16 protein-coding genes are annotated in these 15,512 nt (G+C 59.6%); 3 read left to right on the top strand and 13 right to left on the bottom strand.

The features are described from left to right. Positions 1-18 precede the first annotated feature (18 nt). The 3 genes from fliG (at position 19) to AB4Z52_RS10440 (ending at position 2,718) form a co-directional block, all read left to right on the top strand. Positions 19-1,062, top strand: coding sequence for a flagellar motor switch protein FliG (gene fliG, locus AB4Z52_RS10450; RefSeq protein ID WP_442217831.1), 1,044 nt, complete (start codon positions 19-21; stop codon positions 1,060-1,062). A gap of 130 nt (positions 1,063-1,192) precedes the next feature. Then, positions 1,193-2,272, top strand: a complete 1,080-nt coding sequence (gene flhB / locus AB4Z52_RS10445; protein ID WP_442217830.1) for a flagellar biosynthesis protein FlhB — start codon at positions 1,193-1,195, stop codon at positions 2,270-2,272. Positions 2,273-2,277: 5 nt separating this feature from the next. Then, complete coding sequence (locus tag AB4Z52_RS10440) at positions 2,278-2,718, top strand: hypothetical protein (protein ID WP_442217829.1); 441 nt, start codon at positions 2,278-2,280, stop codon at positions 2,716-2,718. A 60-nt stretch (positions 2,719-2,778) separates the two neighbouring features. Here AB4Z52_RS10440 and visR read toward each other — a convergent pair whose 3' ends face one another. The 13 genes from visR to AB4Z52_RS10375 form a co-directional block, all read right to left on the bottom strand. Further along, on the bottom strand, positions 2,779-3,522 hold the full coding sequence (gene visR, locus AB4Z52_RS10435; RefSeq protein ID WP_442217828.1) for a transcriptional regulator VisR: 744 nt from the start codon (positions 3,520-3,522) through the stop codon (positions 2,779-2,781). A 10-nt stretch (positions 3,523-3,532) separates the two neighbouring features. Beyond that, positions 3,533-4,273, bottom strand: a complete 741-nt coding sequence (gene visN, locus AB4Z52_RS10430) for a transcriptional regulator VisN (protein ID WP_442217827.1) — start codon at positions 4,271-4,273, stop codon at positions 3,533-3,535. A gap of 424 nt (positions 4,274-4,697) precedes the next feature. After that, positions 4,698-6,380, bottom strand: a complete 1,683-nt coding sequence (gene fliF, locus AB4Z52_RS10425; RefSeq protein WP_442217826.1) for a flagellar basal-body MS-ring/collar protein FliF — start codon at positions 6,378-6,380, stop codon at positions 4,698-4,700. Positions 6,381-6,534: 154 nt separating this feature from the next. Continuing rightward, on the bottom strand, positions 6,535-6,924 hold the full coding sequence (cheT, locus tag AB4Z52_RS10420; RefSeq protein ID WP_442217825.1) for a chemotaxis protein CheT: 390 nt from the start codon (positions 6,922-6,924) through the stop codon (positions 6,535-6,537). Between the two features lie 17 nt (positions 6,925-6,941). Then, positions 6,942-7,496, bottom strand: coding sequence for a chemoreceptor glutamine deamidase CheD (gene cheD / locus AB4Z52_RS10415; protein ID WP_442217824.1), 555 nt, complete (start codon positions 7,494-7,496; stop codon positions 6,942-6,944). Next, complete coding sequence (locus AB4Z52_RS10410; protein ID WP_111161637.1) at positions 7,493-7,882, bottom strand: response regulator; 390 nt, start codon at positions 7,880-7,882, stop codon at positions 7,493-7,495. Before AB4Z52_RS10410 ends, cheD begins: the two co-directional genes overlap by 4 nt. Then, on the bottom strand, positions 7,882-8,925 hold the full coding sequence (gene cheB / locus AB4Z52_RS10405) for a protein-glutamate O-methylesterase CheB (protein WP_442217823.1): 1,044 nt from the start codon (positions 8,923-8,925) through the stop codon (positions 7,882-7,884). The genes AB4Z52_RS10410 and cheB overlap by 1 nt, the downstream gene beginning before the upstream one ends. Further along, positions 8,922-9,830 carry a protein-glutamate O-methyltransferase CheR gene (gene cheR, locus AB4Z52_RS10400; protein WP_442217822.1) on the bottom strand — a complete coding sequence of 303 codons (909 nt, stop codon included), beginning with the start codon at positions 9,828-9,830 and terminating at the stop codon, positions 8,922-8,924. The genes cheB and cheR overlap by 4 nt, the downstream gene beginning before the upstream one ends. Then, entirely contained in the window at positions 9,827-10,294 is a 468-nt protein-coding gene (locus tag AB4Z52_RS10395) for a chemotaxis protein CheW (protein WP_442217821.1), read from the bottom strand. Before AB4Z52_RS10395 ends, cheR begins: the two co-directional genes overlap by 4 nt. A 3-nt stretch (positions 10,295-10,297) precedes the next feature. Then, entirely contained in the window at positions 10,298-12,565 is a 2,268-nt protein-coding gene (locus AB4Z52_RS10390) for a chemotaxis protein CheA (protein WP_442217820.1), read from the bottom strand. 15 nt (positions 12,566-12,580) lie between these two features. Next, on the bottom strand, positions 12,581-12,946 hold the full coding sequence (gene cheY1, locus AB4Z52_RS10385) for a chemotaxis response regulator CheY1 (RefSeq protein WP_007695696.1): 366 nt from the start codon (positions 12,944-12,946) through the stop codon (positions 12,581-12,583). Continuing rightward, a complete protein-coding gene (locus tag AB4Z52_RS10380; protein WP_442217819.1) occupies positions 12,943-13,239 on the bottom strand; it encodes an STAS domain-containing protein in 297 nt (98 codons plus the stop codon). The genes cheY1 and AB4Z52_RS10380 overlap by 4 nt, the downstream gene beginning before the upstream one ends. Before the next feature lie 63 nt (positions 13,240-13,302). Continuing rightward, positions 13,303-14,958, bottom strand: coding sequence for a globin-coupled sensor protein (locus tag AB4Z52_RS10375; protein ID WP_442217818.1), 1,656 nt, complete (start codon positions 14,956-14,958; stop codon positions 13,303-13,305). Between the last annotated feature and the right edge of the window lie 554 nt (positions 14,959-15,512).

Here is a 15,512-nt window from a genome sequence, read left to right as displayed (position 1 = left end):
TGAGGGACGGAGAAGACCATGATGGACTTTGACGATTTCGGCGGCGCTCTAGCCGAGAAACCGTTGTCTCAGGCTGAAAAAGCCGCCGCCGTTCTTCTCGCTATGGGAAAGACGGTGGCCGGACGACTGCTGAAGTATTTTACGCAGCACGAGCTGCAGCTGATTATCACCTCCGCGCAGTCGCTGCGTCCCATTCCGCCCGACGAGCTTGCACTGCTTGTTGCCGAATTCGAGGATCTTTTCACCGAAGGCGCCGGTCTGATGGACAACGCCAAGGCGATCGAGAGCATCCTCGAAGAAGGGTTGACACCGGACGAGGTGGACAGCCTGCTTGGCCGCCGGACCGCGTTCCAGGCCTATGAGACCTCGATCTGGGATCGCCTCGGCGAGGCGGAGCCGGCATTTGTCGGCCGCTTCCTCCTGCGCGAGCATCCGCAGACGATTGCCTACATCCTTTCTATGATGCCGTCGTCCTTTGGCGCCAAGGTATTGCTGGAGCTACCGGAATCTCGACGGGCCGATATCATGAACCGTACCGTCAATCTGAAGGACGTCAGCCCCAAGGCAGCTCAGATCATCGAGAAGCGGGTCGTCTCGCTGCTGGTCGAGATCGACTCCGAGCGCAATTCGAACGGCTCGGCCAAGGTAGCCGAACTGATGAACGAGCTGGAGAAGCCACAGGTCGACGTCTTGCTGAACTCGCTCGAATCGCTGAGCAAGGAATCGGTCAACAAGGTCCGCCCGAAGATTTTCCTCTTCGAGGATCTCATGCACATGCCACAGCGTGGTCGCGTGCTGCTTCTCAACGACATCTCCGCCGATATCCTGACGATGTCGCTGCGTGGTTCACCCCTCGAGATGCGCGAAGTCGTGCTCTCCTCGATCAGCCCGCGCCAGCGTCGCATGATCGAATCGGACTTGTCCTCCGGAGCCACCGGCGTCAACCCGCGCGAGATCGCGATCGCACGCCGCGCCATCGCCCAGGAAGCCATTCGGCTCGCCTCGTCCGGGCAGATACAGCTCAAGGAAAGCGATCCGGACCCGGCGGCAGAGGCCGCATGATCCAAGACTGTTGAAATCCCGAGCTCGTCTGATCGTGCGAGTTGCCGCTTCTGCTCCAGGGGTCTACCGTTTCCGATCATCAGGCTGCGCGCGACGCGCGGCCTGTTGCCTTTTATGAAGGGTGGCGGACTTGGCTGACGAAGACAAGGACAGCAAAACAGAAGACCCGACCGCCAAAAAAATGAACGAGGCGGCAGAGAAGGGCAACGTTCCAAGCTCTCGGGAGGCGACCCTGTTTGCCTCGATGCTTGCAACCTTCATCTACATCGTCTTCTTTTTGCCGGACCGTGTCGGCCGCATGGGAGAGGTGTTGCGCGACCTCTTCGAAAAGCCCGATCAATGGAAGCTGGAGACCGGTCCGGACGCAATCGCGCTATTCGTGCGCATCGGCTGGGAAATAGCCAATATGCTCGTTCCCGCCGTCGCCCTGTTTTTCGCCTTCGGCATCAGCTCCTCCGTCGCGCAGAACCTTCCAAGCCCGGTGCTGGAACGAATTCGCCCGCAGTTTTCGCGTATCTCGCCGATGAAGGGTTTGGGCCGGATCGCCAGCGTTCCGGGCCTCATTGAATTCGGCAAGGCGATGCTCAAGATCGTCGTGGTCGGCATCGTCATGTTCTTCGTGCTCAAAAGCGAGTTCTTCAGCTCAATCGATGCGATGTACTCCGATCCGCAGACGCTTTTCGTGCGAATTGCCGCGATCATGAAAAAGATCCTGGTCGTGGTCCTGCTGGCTGCTGCCGTTGTTGCCATCATCGACCTGTTCTGGACGCGGCATCATTGGTTCGACCAGCTGAAGATGACCAAGCAGGAGGTAAAGGACGAGTTCAAGCAGGCGCAAGGCGACCCGATCGTCAAATCCCGCCAGCGTTCGCTCGCCCGAGATCGTGCCCGTCAGCGCATGATGAAGAACGTGTCGCGCGCGACGCTGGTGATTGCGAACCCGACACATTTCGCCGTAGCGTTGCGTTACGTCCGCGAGGAGAATGACGCGCCCGTGGTCGTCGCCAAGGGCCAGGACCTGATTGCCCTTAGAATCCGTGAGCTTGCGGAGGAAAACAACATCCCGGTATTCGAAGATCCGCCGTTGGCGCGCTCCATGTTTGCGCAAGTCTCGGTCGATAGTGTTATCCCGTCGGTATTTTACAAGGCAGTCGCCGAGCTGATCCATAGGATCTACGCAAAGCAGTCTGATAAGAAACGGGTACGATAAATCGAATGAAAAAATGCCCCTACTCTACCCAGCGTGAGCAAATCCTCGCCGAAGCAATCAGCCCGGTGGCCAGCGAGCTCAGATTGCTCGACGCCGCCGATTTGATTTCGCTTTTGCGATACGAATGCTACGGCAATTTGGCCGACCTTGTGGCCTCTGCGGCCGAGCTCTATTTTCTCCCCGGCACGGTCAATTTCGGCCTTGGAGGGGACTATACACTTGAATGGGGTGGCCCGGCCGAGGTCAGCATCGATCTCGAAATCAAGCCGCAGGGCATCATAATCTATGCAAAGCTTGCCCTTGCCGAGCACCATGCCGGCATCGAGATCAATCACATCGCGTTCGACAACGCGTCCGCCGATCCGGACGACAACACCGCCCTGCTCGCTCGCAGCTTGAGAGCCGCGCGCTACTCCACGGCCCAGCCCACAGCGCTCGCCGGATAGACCGGCATATCGTCCAAAGCAACACTTTTTACGTCGTCGGGGGCGCTTCGCGTCGAACCGTCAGCTGATATAGCCGAGGCGAATGGCTTTGGCGATCGCCTGGATGCGGTTGACGGAATCCAGCTTGATCGTTGCCGAGCCGAGATAGGCATTGACGGTGTGTATCGACAGCCGGAGCTTTTCCGCGATCTCCTCGCTGATCCGGCCGTCGCCGGCGAGCTGGAGGCAGGCGATCTCGCGCTCGCTCAACTGCTCGGCGACGGTCGAGCGGCGCTCATCAAGTGATAGGAGATCCATGATGATCTGGCAGCTGCGACCGTGCAGGTCGATGATCATGTCGCTGGCGAGATCGATGAAATTGGCGGTGAAAACAACGTAGCCATTGCCGACCGCACCCAGCCGCACGGGGAAGGCAATGCCGGCAAAAGGCACCAGCTGCGGCCTCATCCGCACCGTGAAGGGCGCAAAATCGGGGGTTTCGGCCGTGCTGTCATCCTCGCGGCCATTCCACATCAAAGGCAATAGCGACTTCTCGATATGATCGAGCATGGCTTCGCCATAGGCGTCGATGAAACTCTTGCCAAGGCCGGCATTGGCCGCACCCCAATTTTCCAGCTCGCAGACTAGGCGATGCTTGCTTGGCAGGCCGGAGCCGGTCACACGGTAGACGGCGAAATTCTGCGCGTCGATCAGTTTTTGCATCGACACCAGCCGGGGGAAGAGGTCCGAGCGGCTTGAAATCCTGTGTAATCGTGTCAATCGCACTTCACCCGGGGCAACGGTCCTGTCTGGTGGATATCGCATCTAGAACCCTTCAGACAAGATTGTTTCGGACCGCCAGCGCAATCGCTTCTGATCGCGTTTTTGTCGCCGTCTTGCGCATGACGCTGGTGATGTAGTTGTTGATCGTGTTGCGAGAGATGCCAAGGATCATCGCGATTTCATCACTCGTCTTTCCCTCGGCGATCCAATACAGACATTCCAGCTCTCGGTCCGTCAGCTCAAAATCACGCTCGGAGCGGCTTTCACCAACCCTTGTGAAGCTCGAATAATATCCGGCGAGAAGGCCGACGTCGCGCAGGCGCTCCGGCGATAGAATGAAGCCATCCCGAAAGATCAGCATCAGCGAAAGGCGTGTCCGTCCGACATTGAACGTCAATGAGCAGTATTGTCTGCTGGCCCCCTCCGGCAGCTCGGCATCGTCGGGAAGCAGCGCAAAATTCGGCTGAAGCAACTGCAGGCATTTCTCGAGTTCGGTCGTTCGGACATAGGCGCCGACCAATTCGGAAGCGAGGCGCCGGACAAGATCAAACGGCCAATCGGAGGCGACGACGAACTCGAGGCCGTTTTCCTGGATGAGATCGCACCTCGCCAGCAGATAGTGCGACGCTCCAACGTAGTCCGTCAGTGCCCGCAGGCCAAATTGAAGCTGCGGCGCGCCAGCTGCGATCGTCAGCTGGGTGATCAGCTGGTCACGCGAAATCGTTTTTGCAGTGACAGGCAGCATCGCCGTGTCCTTGTCGCGCCTGCCCGCCTGCAACGTCTGCATGTCCATTCGCACTTCCTGCCGGTGTTAGACGACTGTCGTCAACGATAGCATTGCTGAGCCCGGATCAAATCCTCGCGCAAAACACAGGGCGGTCGGCAACAGCCTCTCTGCGAATCATTCTTAGGGTATCGGATACACCAATGATTTCTACCTCCAACTTTTGGGGGTTCACAAAAGATGAATTTTATGCGCCCTGATTCGCGACCTTTATGCCGCTTATTTCCAACAGGTATGATGAGTGTAGGTTGATTCTACGGCCCCAGCAATGGATCTGGGTTCGCGATACAGATCTTGTTAACCAATTACTGGGACGCAAGCGGTTGCGGCCCGACAAAGGCGGAAGCCCGCGAAGCTCGGTGCCTCGCGGGTTCTGGTCTTTCGGTTCTGTTTTCCACCTTGTCCAAGGGTCGGCGGAAGCCTCGCATTTACATCAGGCTGGAACTTCGATCGCCCATTTGCGCAGGATTTTGGCGGCGCGTTCCTCGCTCATTTCCACCATGCGCGACAAACGCCGCTCCGGGCCTTCCTTGACGCGGCGGTTGAAGTTGCCGTCGTCCTCGCCCATCGTCAGCAGATCGTCCGTGCTGTCGAAGCCGAAGTCGGAACCGAAGCCGTCCATCAGGGCCCCGCCGGCGCCGGCGATGCCTGGCGCGAAGTCCGGAAGCTCCAGGCCGGCTGCCTCTGGAAGGGTCTCCAGGGCAGTACCTGAACCGGCGCCGATCGAGCGGATCAGCGGACGGAAGCCCATCCATACGATCAGGAAGGCAACGAGCACGAAGGCGGCCGAGTTGATGATGCCGGCCATGTTGCGGCTCAGCATGTCCATGACGCCTGGGCCGGTGGCGGTTTCTTCGAGAAGCTGGTTGTCGAGGAAGTCCATCGCATTGACGGTGATGACGTCGCCGCGCTTCGGGTCGATGCCGGCAGCACTCGCGACGATCTTCTGCATTTCGGCAAGGTAGGCATCGACCTTGGCCTGATCGGCGGGCTCGCCGACCATCTTGGCGATGCGCCCCTTGTTGACGACGACGGCAACCGAGAGCTTTTCGAGTCGATAGCTGTTGCGCGTGGTTGCGGTCGTGGTGCTGTTGATCTCGTAGTTGGTCTGCTCTTCCTTCTTGTCGGTCTGGTCGCTCGACTGCGGACCGGCACCGCCTGATGTCGGTGCTGCCTGCGGAATGTTCTGCTCCACGGTTGCCGCCGAGTCCGACTGCTTCTGCTGCGACTTCTGGGCTTCCTTGGTCGTGCGGACAGAACGCTCCACCTTGCTTTCGGGATCGTAGACCGTCTGCTGGATCTGCTGTGCGTCGGTGTTGAGCTGGGCCGTAACGCTCGAGCGGAAATTGTCGACGCCGAGGAAGGGCGCCAGAGCCTTGCCGATATTCGCTTCGACGTCGCTTTGGACGTTCTGGACTATGCCGAGGTTGCGATTGATAGTGCTGTTGGTCGGGTCGTCACCGGAGGCAAGCAGCTGGCCAGTCGAATCGAGGATCGTCACGTCGTCGACCTCGAGGCCGGGAACAGCCGAGGCGACCAGGTGGCGGATCGATTGCGCAGCCTTGTGCCCTGCGTCTGCGCCGGCGCGGATCATGACGGAGGCGGTCGGCTTCTGTTCGGCTTTGCGGAAATTGCCCACATCCGGCATGACGATGTGCACCCGCGCCGAGGTGATGCCGTTGATCGATGTGATCGTCCGGCTGATTTCGCCTTCCAGCGCTCGGACACGGGTTATTTCCTGCATGAAGGAGGTGAGACCAAGCGAGCCGACATTGTCGAAAAGCTCATAGCCGGCATTCGTGCTGTTGGGCAGGCCGCGTTCGGCCAGAAACAGCCGCGCCTTGCCGGTCGTTCCGGCCGGGACTGTCAGACTGGTGCCGTCGGTTCCAACCTGGAAAGGCATGTTGGCTTCCGCCATGGCCATGCTGATCTGGTTGAGATCGGCTTTTTCCAGGCCGACGTACAGCGATTCCTGAGCGGGCTTGTTGACGTAGAGGGCGGCGCCAAGAACCATAGCCATTGAAACAACGCCGACACCGGCCAGCATCATCAGGCGCGTTCGCCCTAGATTCTGGATGTTCTTAAATAGCTGAACTAATTGATTTAACAGATTCATTCTGTTCTCGCACGATTCGTCAAAGACAAAATTGGCTTTCTGCCCTACCCTGAAGATAGAAACCGAAACTTGTGCGAGCGTTTCCTTCGGGCCGATAAGGCCCGGAAAGACAGTTATTTTAAAGAGATCACAACTTCACCGGCGGCGAATTCTGTCAGAAGAAATCGAAATCGCCGGCTGCCTTGGCCAGAGGCTGCGAATAGCCGTGGCCGGCACCGCCTGCGAGCGCCTTCTTCATTTCTGCAAGCTTGACGAGGCTGAGAGCAGTTGCAACATCAACCGTCAGGCTGGCGGGGATGCTGCCGGTGATGGTGTCGATGAATTCGGCGATGCCTCGCGTCTTCTGTACTGCAAGATCGATGCCTTGCATCACCCTTAGCGATTCGGGATGATCAAGCACGTTTGGGCCGCCCAGATCGACCAATTGCGGCTCTACGCGCTCGATCAGATAGGCGACGTCGTGCAATTCCGACACAATCCGCAGGAGAATTGCGGGAAGCGCTTCTTCCATTGTCGATGCTTCCTTGTGCGACGCAATATTCACGCAACAATCCCCACTTCCTAAAAGAATTCGATCGAATTTTCGACGGGCTTGGCCGCTGGGACCGGACGCTGCTCGAGCGCGACCGTCTTCTGCGTTTCGGCGCCGGTCAGCGGATATTGCCGGGCGCGACCGGAAATCGGCCAGAACTCGACTTTCCGCCCGTGCTCCCCGCCGGTGCTCGACCCAACGACGGGAATGCCTTCATCCCGCAGGAACTGCATGGCAAAGGCCGCGTTCTGTTCGCCGACATTGGAGAACATGGCGATCGTCTTGGCCCCACCGAAGACCTTTGCTTCCAGTCTGTCGCGGCGCGCGCCCTGCTTCAGCAAACCATTGATGAGCAACTCCATCAGATGGACGCCGTAGCGTGTGGCATCGCCGCCGGTCGAGGGGGAAGAGGCATTGCCGGGCAGCAGAAAGTGGTTCATGCCGCCAACGCCGGCAATCGGGTCACGCAGACAAGCAGCCACGCACGAGCCGAGAATGGTCGACAGCACCACAACCGGGTCGCTGATAACCTTGTACTCGCCTTGAATGATGTGGACGCGCCTGACTGCAGTCTCAGTGTTCATTTCAACGCTCCAAAGACAGCCTCGATCGCCGCCTTCATCTTTTCGATGGTAAAGGGCTTGGCAAGGACGTTGTTGGCGCCAAGCTGGGCCGCTCTCTGGACCAGAGCCCTATCGCCCTGAGCAGTCAGGATGATAAAGGCTGCCTTCTTTGTCGTCGGATTGGTGCGCACGGCCTGGAGAAGACCGATACCATCCATCTTTGGCATGTTGAAATCGGAGATCACCAGATGATGGGGCTGCTGCTCCATGATCTTCATCCCCTGTTCTCCGTCACCGGCCGAGGTAATCTGCTTGAAACCGAGCTGTGTCAGAGCATCGCTCAAAAGCAGGCGACTGGTGACCTGGTCATCAACGATCAGGACTTTAATTTTCTCCGCTAGAGACATTATTCACTCTCCTTTCGCGCGGCTGTCATTTTCAATATTTCTTCGCCGATGGCAGTCAGCGGAAGCTGCTGCTCAACAGCGCCAAGTTCGTATGCAACCCTTGGCATTCCGTAAACGACGCAGGTTTTTTCGTTCTGCCCGATTGTTCGCGCACCGGCATGTCGCATTTTCAACAGGCCAGCAGCGCCATCGCGACCCATGCCTGTCAGGATCGCTCCAACTGCGTTGCGGCCCGCAAGTTCGGCGACGGAGTCAAAGAGAACATCCACCGAGGGACGGTGGCCATTTACTGGATCACGGTCGATAAGGCGGCAGTGAGGTGCCGCAGCATTGACGACCTGCAAATGGCGTTCGCCTCCCGGAGCCAGGTAGATCTTGCCGATCTCAAGCCGCGCGCCGTCGGTTGCTTCCTCGACGATCGGAGCGCAAAGCCGGTTGAGACGTTCGGCAAAGCTCCTGGTGAAGGTCGGCGGCATATGCTGGGTAATCACCGTCGGCGGGCAATTGGCCGGAAACTTCTGCAAAACGGCGATCAGCGCTTCGACGCCACCGGTTGACGAACCGATCGCGACGATCTTGCGGCCGACGCGAAAGTCGGCCACCGCCGGCGGCGGCGCAGCAGGGCCAGAGGGTGCGCGCTTATACTGACGCTGGGTGCGAGCGGCGGCCTTCACCTTTTCCGCCAGATCGCCAAACGGATGCCGTTCGCCCGGTGTCGGCTTGCCGACGCAATCGAAGGCGCCGATTTCGAGGGCCGCAAGCGTTGCTTCCGCACCGCGGTGGGTCAAGGTCGACACCATGATCACCGGCATCGGCCGAAGCGTCATGATCTTTTCGAGGAATTCGAGACCGTTCATGTTCGGCATCTCGATGTCGAGGGTGACGACGTCGGGATTGAGTTCCTTGATTGCGGCGCGCGCCTGCATGGCGTCGCCCGCCTGACCGACAACGTTTACGTCCGGATCCGAGCTCAGGATCGCGGTAATCAGGCCACGCATGGTGGCGGAGTCATCGACGACGAGGACGCGGGCCGGCAGGGTCATGCTCTTCTCCCCGCATTTTTACCGAGGTAGCGATAGGTGGTGATGCCGACGTTATCGAGGATGGCCTTGGCGTCGCCCGACACACGCTCGGAATGGCCGATATACAGATGCCCGCCTTCCGGCAAGAGGTCTGCAAAGCGCGACCAGATTTTCACCTGCGTCGGTTCGTCGAAATAGATGACGACGTTGCGGCAGAAGATGACGTCGAACACGCCCTTGAAAGGCCACTGCGCCATCAGGTTCAGCTCGTTGAAGGTGATCAATCGCTTGACCCGGTCGTCGATCTGGAATTTGCGGCGACCCTGGATGTCGACTTCCTGGAACCATTGCTTGCGCATGGCGGGAGAGACCGTTTCAAGTGCAGTCTCGTCATAAGTGCCAGCGCGCGCCAGCGTCAGGATCTTCGGGTCGATATCGGTTGCGAGAATCCGGAAATCGTAGTCCGCCGCGTTCGGCATCAGCGACAGCACGGTCAGCGCGATCGAATAGGGCTCCTGCCCGTCGGAACAGGCGGCCGACCAAATTCGCACACGGCCGCCATTCCTGGCACGCGCCAGGAGCTCCGGCAAGACCTCGGTCCTCAGGTGGTCGAAGTGATGGTTCTCGCGGAAGAAGCGGGTGAAATTGGTCGTCAGATGCGACAGCATTTCGCGCCGGGCGGCAGCGCCTGCCGCCGACGAGACAAGCGAGCAATATTCCTGGAAGCCCGTAAGGCCAAGGCTGCGGATGTGCTTGGAGAGCCTGGAATAGACCAGCGAAGCCTTCGTCTCGTTGAGCGAAATGCCGGCATCGGAATAGATCATTGCGGCAATTTCGTTGAGGTCGCGGCGGCGCAGCGGGTATTCGCCGCTGGCAAGGACCTCGTCTGGAGACTGTCGCAGATCTGTAGCGCCCATCGAACTCATGCGGCTTCGCTTTCGGTGTCTGGAAACAGGGCTTCGAGTTCAATCAGGCACACCATACGGCGTTCGATCGCCAGAATGCCGCGCGCATAGCGCTTGACGAGATCCGAGGAAACTTCCGGCGGGGGTTGGATGTTGTCGTCGTTGATGGTCAGGATATCCGACACGGCATCGACGAGAAGACCGATCGTCTTGCGCTTGACCTGGGTAACAATGATGACGTGACGTTCGGTCGGCACCGCGGGTTTCATGCCGAGCCTTGCCGACAGATCCATGATCGACAGTACGGCACCGCGCAGATTGATGACGCCCAGCACGTAGGACGGTGCGTGAGGCATCGGCGTCGCCGGTGTCCAACCGCGTATTTCGCGAACCGACATGACGTCGACGCAGAACTCCTGATCGCCGATGCGGAATGCTATCAGCTCGCGATCACCCTGGTTCATGTTCTTGGCCGCAAATGACATGGCTCAACCCGCCGCTGCGTACGACATCTCGGCCCTCAGCGACTGCCCTCGGGAGGCAGACACGACGGCGTCGACGTCAAGGATGAGTGCGACGCGGCCATCGCCGAGGATGGTCGCGGCCGCGATACCGGGAACGTGGGTGTAGTTGGCTTCCAGGCTCTTGATGACGACCTGGCGCTGGCCCTGGATGGCGTCCACCATCAGGGCGCGCTGACCGCCACCTTCCGATTCCACCAGAAGGGCTACACCGTCGACCGGGTTCGCCTGGGTGTTGCGGAAGTTCAGGATGCGGCCAACGTCGACCAGCGGGCAGAACGAATTGCGGATCGAGATGAGGCGGTGGTCGGCGCCGAAGGAATGGATCGCTGCGGCTTCCGGCTGCAGCGTTTCGACAATTGCCGTCAGCGGTACGACCAGGGTCTGGCCGGCGACGGTCACGACCATTCCGTCGAGAACGGCGAGTGTCAGCGGCAGGCTCATCGTAAAGACGGAACCGTGACCCGGCTTCGAGGTGATGTTGATGCGTCCGCCAAGCGCCTGGATCGAGCGCTTGACGACGTCCATGCCGACGCCCCGGCCGGAGATGTCGGAGATCTTGTCGGCGGTGGAAAAGCCCGGCAGGAAGATCAGGTTATCGATCTCCTCATCGGAAAGATTGGCATCGGCGGCGATCAGGTCATTGTCGATGGCCTTCTGGCGAACCTTCTCGCGGTTGATGCCGGCGCCGTCGTCGGCAAGCTCAATCAGGATGCGCCCGGAGCGATGCTTTGCAGTCAGGCGGACGGTGCCTTCGGGATTCTTGCCAAGCGAGACGCGTTTTTCCGGGGTCTCGACACCATGATCGACCGCGTTGCGGATCATGTGGGTCAGCGGCTCGGCCAGCTTGTCGATGACCGTCTTGTCTACCTCGGTATTTTCACCTTCGGTGACGAGGCGGATCGATTTGCCGGTCATGTCGGCGATTTCGCGGACGATGCGCGACATGCGCTGGAACACCGGCTTTACCGGCTGCGCACGGATCGCCATGACGCTGTCCTGGATTTCGCGGGTGAGCTGCTGCAGCTCTTCGAGGCCCATATTGATCGACGAAGTGCCGTTGTTGTCGTTCTCGATGACGCTCTGCGACAGCATGGCCTGGTTAATGACCAGCTCGCCGACGAGGTTGATCAGGCGATCGACGCGGTCGAGGTCAACACGGATTGTCTGACCGGCAGCGGCATTGTTCTGCGCAGCTGCGTTGGCGGCCGCAGCGCCGGCCTGCTCCCTCTTTTCCGCACGCGCGGCGGCCGAGGCCAGCTGCGCCACGTTGCTTGCGGTTTCGGCGGCAGCAACCGCTGCAGCGACATCGCCCTTTGATGTATCAGCCTCCGTCGGACCGGCATCGTCGTCGAGCGCCGAGAGATCGAACGGAACGGGGACCATCGGCAGTTCATCGTCAGTGCCGGCCGTGCTTGCGATCTCGGCGGCCGCCTTGACCTCCAAGTCGCAATCCCATTCGGCAAATTCGAAGACGCTGCGGATGGCGTCTTCGCCCTTGTCGGTCTTCAGCGAAATCGTCCACTCGAAATAGGCGGCTTCGGCATCAATGTCTGGCAGCGACGGCAAGGCATCCATGTTGCAGTGAATGCTCATTTCGCCGAGGCGCGACAGGTCCCGCAGCAGAAGCGTCGTGTCGTTGCCCTTGGAATAGAGTTCGGAGCGCGGCTTGAAGCTGATCTCGAATTGCGGAAGCTGTACGGCCACGTCGTCCGGATCGCCAAAATCGTCGAAGGTGAAAGGAATGGGCTCGAAACCGCTTTCGTCCGTCGGCGCGGGCGCCGCTGCCTTGACAGGTGCCGGCACAGCTATCTTCGCAACAACGGCTTCGAGCGGAGCGGCTGCGATGGGCGTGCCGTGGGCAAGCGCCTCGAGCTCCTTGACAAGACCGCGGCTTCTGGCGTCGTCGACGCTGCCGCCGTCGCGTGCGACGTTGGTCAGATCGGCGAGCACATCGGCCGCCTTCAGCATCACCTTGAGCACGTCCTGGGTCGGTTCGAGCTTATTGGAGCGAACACAGTCGAGCGTTGTCTCAAAAACGTGGGCAAAAGCGACCAGATCGTCGAGACCGAACGCCCCTGCTCCTCCCTTGATGGAATGAACGGCACGAAAGACAGCATTGACGGTTTCCGAATCTCGGTCGCCGTCATTCAATTTCAGAAGACCGGATTCCAGTTCGGCGAGTTGTTCCTCACATTCCTGAAAGAAGATCTCTTTGATTTCGTTCATATCCATAGGAAGAAATCCTGTTTAAGCGGTTACACGCTCTATGGCATCGATCAGCTTGGCCGGGTCGAAAGGCTTGACGATCCAGCCGGTCGCGCCGGCCTGACGGGCACGGTTTTTCTTTTCGGCATCGCTTTCCGTGGTCAGGACCAGGATCGGGATCGCACGATATTTGTCGTTGCGGCGTACACCTTCGATAAAACCGAAACCATCGAGGCGAGGCATGTTGATGTCGGTGACGATGACATCGGGATTTGCCTCCTCGAGGACCTCGAGACCCTCTATGCCGTCTTCGGCCTGGATGGTTTCGAAACCTGCATTGTTCAGCGTCACGAGCAGCATGTTACGGATCGTCCGTGAATCATCCACGGTGAGCACTTTTTTCTTCATTGCCGGATCTCCTTGGCAAGCAGGTGGTCGATGTTGACACCGATCAGCTGCAGCGTTTTCTGAAATGCATCCGACACCTTGGAAAAGGTGAAGGACAGCTTGTCCTCATCCCAGGTCTTTGCCGCCGCCATGATTACCTGGATGCATAGAGCTCCGACCCTTTCGACGCCCGAGGCGTCGACCACGACATTACCGCCGCGCAATCCCATCAATTTGCCGCGAAGCGCCGAAGCTTCGTTGAGGTCCAGCACTGCGGCCAGACTGATTGTCTTTTCGCCCTTCTTGCCTGCCATCACATCGTTTCCTGTCGTTTGAACTCAGGCCCCGCCGCCTGCATGCGCATCAGATCAAATCTCTTAGAAGACATTCCGATGTCCCCCCAGCCCGGCCGCGCGCCGCGGAATATCGAATACGTCGTCGGTTTCCGTCTCTGGATAGGACGCCAGCGACAGGCCCTCGTCACGAAGCGCAGGTATCGTGGCCATCGCGCGGCGCGGCAGGCTGCCTTTATCGGCATATTGCTTTTCGCGGGCGATGCGGAATTCGCGGATCGTCTGCCCCAGCTCGAGGATGACGGTTTGCAGGCTGTCGGCGCCTTCGCCGGTGCTGCGGGCAAGCCCGCTCGTCTCTGCGACACGTGCGCCCAGGCTTCCGACCTCGGCTGTCACGGTGCCGAGACCAGCCGCCTGATCGTCGGTCGCGTTGGCGATGCCAGAAATTGCGTCGTTGATGTCGCCGACCTGGCGGACGATATTGCCAATCGCCTCCTGGGTCCGGCCCACCATCTGCACCCCGGCATCGACCTGTGCCTTGGTGCCAGATACCAGCGTTTTGATTTCGCGGGCAGCATCGGCGGAACGCTGCGCCAGCGCACGCACCTCCTGCGCGACGACGGCAAAGCCGCGACCGCTGTCGCCGGCGCGCGCGGCCTCGATCCCGGCATTCAGCGCCAGTAGGTTGGTCTGGAACGCGATCTCGTCGATGACGCCGATGATCTCGCCGATTTTCTCGGCCGAGGTCTCAATATCGGACATCGCTGTGATTGCCTGGCCGACGACAAGGCCGCTGGCCTCGGCGGCAACCCGGGTCGTGGATACGGCGCGCTCGGCCGAGCGTGTGCTCGAGGCATTGTCGCGGACCTGGTCGGCAAGATTGGCGAGGCTCTTGGCCGCGCCGAGAAGCTCCTGGGCGTGACCGGCAGAAGACCGGGTCAGGACGTGGCTATCCCTGGCAAGCGCGCCGGCTGCGGCTTCCGCGGTCTGCAGGCGACTGGAAAGCGAGGCAAAATCGCCTTGGATCTCGTCCAGAGCGGCATTCAGCGTTTGTGCAAGATCCGCGTAGGCGGCCGGCACATCAGCGTTGACGCGGGCTGTCAGATCGCGTTCGGCAAGAGCGCGGATGACCTGGGCGAAGATATCGGCAGCCTCTGCCTGGTCAGCGGCGCGCTGGTCCACCAAAGCCCGCTGATGGGCGATGCGGGCCTCGTTGAAGCGCAACGACACGGCGATCTCGACGTCGACCATGACAAGCCGAACAATCGCCGACAGGAGTTCCGACAGTTCGCGTGCCCGGCGCTTTGAACCCGGCAACAGGGCTCGCGTACCCATGTCCTCGGCTATTCCCGAAAGCAGATGCTCGAGGACGACCCCGTGGCCGGCAACATGCCAGCGGGGATCGAGCCCCATCTTGCTTTCCGAATCCGACAGAACCTTGACCCGCTCGGCATAGAGACTGTCGAAGCGGGCATCTGTCAAAACGTCCCAATGCGAAGACTGGAGATCGTGGAGACGCTCGATCTGGCGCTCGGAGGAAAAGTTGCGGGATGCATCCGGATGCGACTGATAGCGCTGAAAGAGATCGCGCAGGCCGGCCTTCAGATGCGCCTGCAGCGCAGGGCGGTGACGGCGCACGGCGTCGCACTGCTCCTGATCGAGACCGGCAAAGCGCAATCGGTCGCGAAGGCTGCCTGCCTGCGCCCGTTGTGCCTGATCTGCTGGCTGGTCTTGCGCCAAAGCCGTCCCCACCGAAATGTATCAGGCGCAAAGGCCCGACGAAATTCTGATAATCCAGTATGAACAATGAGATAGCGAGACGACATGTATGGCCGCCGGCTTGGGCGCCGGAAGACAAGAGCCGCTCGTTCACCGAAGTCAGTGCTGGAACTGCTTAACTGAAATGGAATCCGGGATCGGGCCCGGGTACGCGGGGGCGGCTTCATGCCTGGTGGGAGAGGGCAACATTCTCCCATTCCGACGTGTATCCCAATGTTTATGGTTAATTCCTTGCTTGAAGGTTAATAACGGCTTCGAGCAGCCCGCTTTTGAATCAAAATGAAATTTAGCCAATGATTAATTGGTTTAACTGCACTTCGCCGCAAGTCAGGAGCAAGTTTCGCATTGTAGTCGACAAGGGCATAAAGACTTCGACGTCCACAGAGGAAAGAGCAATGATTGTTCTTGGATTGAGCGCATCACTCATTGCCGGCATGACGCTATTTGCAATCGCGCTATTGAACCGGATCGAATTTTCGCGGGAAAAACTCGCGCTTCGCGTGTTCTGACATCCC

It is taken from the genome of Rhizobium sp. 2YAF20 (assembly GCF_052114685.1).
Classification (GTDB): domain Bacteria; phylum Pseudomonadota; class Alphaproteobacteria; order Rhizobiales; family Rhizobiaceae; genus Rhizobium.
The sequence above is the reverse complement of the archived record's forward strand: the minus strand, read 5'-3'. Positions and strand labels throughout refer to the sequence as shown.

Coding starts and splice junctions, on each gene's coding strand:
- fliG (WP_442217831.1), top strand. CDS start 19: ATGATGGACTTTGACGATTTCGGCGGCGCTCTAGCCGAGAAACCGTTG.
- AB4Z52_RS10440 (WP_442217829.1), top strand. CDS start 2,278: ATGAAAAAATGCCCCTACTCTACCCAGCGTGAGCAAATCCTCGCCGAA.
- visR (WP_442217828.1), bottom strand. CDS start 3,522: ATGCGATATCCACCAGACAGGACCGTTGCCCCGGGTGAAGTGCGATTG.
- visN (WP_442217827.1), bottom strand. CDS start 4,273: ATGGACATGCAGACGTTGCAGGCGGGCAGGCGCGACAAGGACACGGCG.
- fliF (WP_442217826.1), bottom strand. CDS start 6,380: ATGAATCTGTTAAATCAATTAGTTCAGCTATTTAAGAACATCCAGAAT.
- cheD (WP_442217824.1), bottom strand. CDS start 7,496: ATGAACACTGAGACTGCAGTCAGGCGCGTCCACATCATTCAAGGCGAG.
- AB4Z52_RS10410 (WP_111161637.1), bottom strand. CDS start 7,882: ATGTCTCTAGCGGAGAAAATTAAAGTCCTGATCGTTGATGACCAGGTC.
- cheB (WP_442217823.1), bottom strand. CDS start 8,925: ATGACCCTGCCGGCCCGCGTCCTCGTCGTCGATGACTCCGCCACCATG.
- cheR (WP_442217822.1), bottom strand. CDS start 9,830: ATGAGTTCGATGGGCGCTACAGATCTGCGACAGTCTCCAGACGAGGTC.
- AB4Z52_RS10395 (WP_442217821.1), bottom strand. CDS start 10,294: ATGTCATTTGCGGCCAAGAACATGAACCAGGGTGATCGCGAGCTGATA.
- AB4Z52_RS10390 (WP_442217820.1), bottom strand. CDS start 12,565: ATGGATATGAACGAAATCAAAGAGATCTTCTTTCAGGAATGTGAGGAA.
- cheY1 (WP_007695696.1), bottom strand. CDS start 12,946: ATGAAGAAAAAAGTGCTCACCGTGGATGATTCACGGACGATCCGTAAC.
- AB4Z52_RS10380 (WP_442217819.1), bottom strand. CDS start 13,239: ATGGCAGGCAAGAAGGGCGAAAAGACAATCAGTCTGGCCGCAGTGCTG.